Source organism: Streptomyces sp. NPDC039424, assembly GCF_055639495.1.
The window spans coordinates 1-3,924 of sequence record NZ_JBVKAI010000046.1 but is presented as its reverse complement, the minus strand read 5'-3'; the positions used below and the strand labels follow the sequence as shown (position 1 = coordinate 3,924).

Sequence of the window (3,924 nt, the reverse complement as noted above, 5' to 3'; positions counted from 1 at the left end):
GACGTCCCCTTCGAATACCTCGTCGAACACCTCAACCCCACCCGCACCCTCGCCCACCACCCCCTCTTCCAAATCATGCTCGCCCTCCAAAACGCCCCCGAAGCAACCTTCCAACTCCCCGGCCTCCACATCGACATCACCCCCGGACACACCCACACCGCCAAATTCGACCTCTTCATCAGCCTCGCCGAACAGCGCGGCCCCCACGGCCAACCCCACGGCATCACCGGCGCCATCGAATACTCCAGCGACCTCTACGACGCCCCCACCGTCCAAACCCTCTTCGACCGCTGGGTACGCCTGCTCGACGCCGCCACCACCCATCCCGACCAGCCCCTCGACCACATCGACCTGCTCACCCCCGAGGAACACCAGCGGGTGCTCGACACCTGGCTGGACACCGAGGCCGAGGTAGGCGACGAACTGCTGCCGGTCCGCTTCGCCGAGCAGGCGCGGGCCACGCCGGACGCCGTGGCACTGATCGCCGGGGACACGACCCTGACGTACGCGGAACTGAACAGCCGCGCCAACCGGCTGGCTCACGCCCTGCTGCGCCGGGGCGCCGGGCCGGACCGGGTGGTCGCCCTCGCCCTGCCGCGCTCGGCCGACCTGGTGGTCGCGCTGCTGGCGGTACTGAAGGCGGGCGCCGCGTACCTGCCGCTCGACCCGGACCACCCGGCCGGCCGCATCGAGTACGTGCTGGAGGACGCCGGGCCCGCCCTGCTGCTCACCACCATGGCGACGGACCCCCGGATTCCGGACGGCGGCTCGTCGCGGCGGCTGGTGCTGGACTCCACGGACGTACAGGCGCTGCTGGCCGACTGCCCCGACACCGACCCGGACGACGCCGACCGTGCCGCGCCGCTGCGGGCCGCCGATGCCGCGTACGTGATCTACACGTCAGGATCGACGGGCCGCCCCAAGGGCGTCGTCGTGCCGCACGCGGCGCTGCTCAACTTCCTGGAGGCCATGCGGCAGAAGGTCCCGCTCAGGGCGGAGGAGCGGCTGCTCGCGGTCACCACGGTGGCCTTCGACATCGCCGCGTTGGAGCTGTACCACCCGCTGCTCTCGGGCGCCGCGGTCGTCCTGGCGCCCAAGGAGGCCGTCCCCCAGCCGTCCGCCGTGCTCGACCTGATCGCCCGGCACGGCGTCACGGTCCTTCAGGGGACGCCGTCGCTGTGGCAGCTTCTGGTCGCCCACGATCCGGAGGCCCTGCGGGACCTGCGCATGCTGGTCGGCGGCGAGGCGCTGCCCACTCCGCTCGCCGAGTCCATGCGCACGCTGACACGGGATCTGATCAACCTGTACGGCCCGACCGAGACCACCATCTGGTCGACCGCCGCGGATTTGGCCGACGGGGCGGGTGCGCCGCCGATCGGCCGTCCGATCGCCAATACCCGCGTGTACGTCCTGGACGGCGGCCTGCGGTTGGTCGCGCCCGGTGTGGTGGGTGAGCTGTACATCGCGGGCGCGGGTGTCGCCCGGGGCTATCTGGGCCGACCGGGTCTGACGGCGGAACGCTTCGTCGCCGATCCGTACGCCACCGAACCCGGCGCCCGTATGTACCGCACCGGCGACCTGGTGCGCTGGAACGCGGACGGCGAGCTGGAGTTCGTCGGCCGAGTCGACCACCAGGTCAAGATCCGCGGCTTCCGCATCGAACCCGGCGAGATCGAGAACGTCCTCACCGACCACCCCGACATCGCGCAGGCGGCCGTCGTCGTCCGCGAGGACCAGCCCGGCGACTCCCGCCTCATCGCCTATGTCGTGCCCGACACCTCGGCGCGATCGCACGACGAGGATGTCGAGCGGGCCCAGCTGAGCGAGTGGCAGGACCTGTACGACTCCGTCTACACCAGCGCGCCCGAGGCGGCGTTCGGCGAGAACTTCGCGAGCTGGAACAGCAGTTACGACGGCAAGCCCATCCCGTTGCCCGAGATGCGGGAGTGGCGCGACACCGGCGTCGACCGCATCCGGTCCCTGCGCCCCCGCCGCATCCTCGAAATCGGCGTGGGCACCGGTCTGCTCCTCGCCAAGCTGGCGCCCGAGTGCGACGAGTACTGGGGCACGGACTTCTCCCCCACCGTCATCGAGGACCTTCAGCGCCACGTCGACGAGGATCCCGTCCTCGCCTCCCGGGTCCACCTGCGGACGCAGCCCGCGCACGACTTCGACGGTCTTCCGCACGGCCGCTTCGACACCATTGTGCTCAACTCGGTCGTCCAGTACTTCCCGAACGCCGGTTACCTGGAACAGGTCGTCCACCACGCCCTGCGCGCCCTCACTCCCGGCGGGGCCCTCTTCATCGGCGACATCCGCAATCCGCGGCTCCTGCGCACCTTCGCCGCGGCCGTCCACACCGCGCGCGCCGACGACCCGGCCGACCGGACGGCAGTCCGCCGCGCGGTGGAGCACAGCCTGGTCCTGGAGAAGGAACTCCTCGTCGACCCTGAGTACTTCACCGCCCTGGCGCACCACGTCCCGGACCTCGCCGGCGCCGACATCCAGATCAAACGCGGCACCGCCCACAACGAACTCACCCGCTACCGCTACGACGCCACTCTCTACAAGTCCGGCGTCACCGCCCACGCCCTCGACGACGCCCCCACCCTGCCCTGGGCTCCGTACACGGATCCCGACGCCGGCCTCGCCGACCTCAGGCACCGGCTGGAAACCGAGCGGCCCGCCGAGCTCCGGATCACCGGGGTCCCCAATCCCCGCCTGGCTCATGAGCTCGCCGCCCAGCGCGCCCTCGACGACGACGTGCCGCCGTCCGCCCGCCCAGCCGACCCGCACCTCGGCCTCGATGTCTTCCACGAGCTGGGCGACGCATACGGCTACTGGACCGGCGTCACCTGGAACACCCATGACCACGACACCGTCGACGTCGTCTTCGTCGCCCGGAGGCGGCTGGCCGGCAGCGCGCCGATCGGCACCTACGCCACCGCCGGTACCAGCACCTCCGCCACACCCCTGTCGACCTGGACGACCAACCCCGCCAGCCGCCGCGGGACCGGTGCCCTCGTCGCCGCGCTCCGGGAACACAGCCGTCACCATCTCCCCGACTACATGGTCCCGACGGCGGTCGTCCCCCTCGACCGGCTCCCGCTGACCGCCAACGGCAAGCTGGACCGTGCCGCGCTGCCGGCGCCGGAGTTCACGTCGGCCGGGGGCGGACGGGAGCCGCGCACTCCGCAGGAGCAGATCGTGTGCGACCTGTTCGCGCAGGTCCTGGGCCTGCCTCGGGTCGGCGTCGACGACGACTTCTTCGACCTGGGCGGGCACTCCCTGCTGGCCACTCGGCTGATCGCCCAGATCCGGTCTTCCTTCGGCGTCGAGCTGGAACTGCGCTCACTGTTCGAAGGCCCGACCCCGGCCGCGGTGGCGGCCCTCCTGGATACCGCCGGACCGGGACGCCTGGCCCTGACGGTACGGCCGAGGCCGGAGGTCATGCCGTTGTCCTTCGCCCAGCGCCGCCTGTGGTTCATCCACAAGATGGAGGGGCCGAGCGCCACCTACAACATTCCGCTGGCGCTGCGGCTGTCGGGTGATCTGGACCGGGACGCGCTGCGTGCGGCGCTCGGTGATCTGGTGGCCCGGCACGAGAGCCTGCGGACGGTGTTCCCGGAGGCCGAGGGGGTTCCATGCCAGCAGGTGCTGGCCCCCGAGGCCGCCGTGCCGCGCCTGGCCGTCAGGCCGACGACCGAGTTCGAGTTGCAGGACGTGCTGACGTCAGCGGCGCGTCACGCCTTCGACCTGGCCGTCGAACCGCCGCTGCGTGCCGACCTGTTCGAACTGTCGGCCCAGGAGTACGTGCTGCTGCTGGTCGTGCATCACATCGCGGGTGACGGCTGGTCGCTGGGCCCGCTCGCCTCCGACCTCGCCCGCGCCTACACCGCCCGCACTCAGGGCCAGGCACCCGAC

The 3,924-nt window shown here is 71.5% G+C and carries 1 protein-coding gene; it reads left to right on the top strand.

What is annotated here, in order from left to right; genetic code table 11:
* Positions 1-3,924 (top strand): non-ribosomal peptide synthetase (locus tag ACZ7L0_RS43890; protein ID WP_471248189.1); only part of this gene is annotated, 3,924 nt, incomplete at both ends.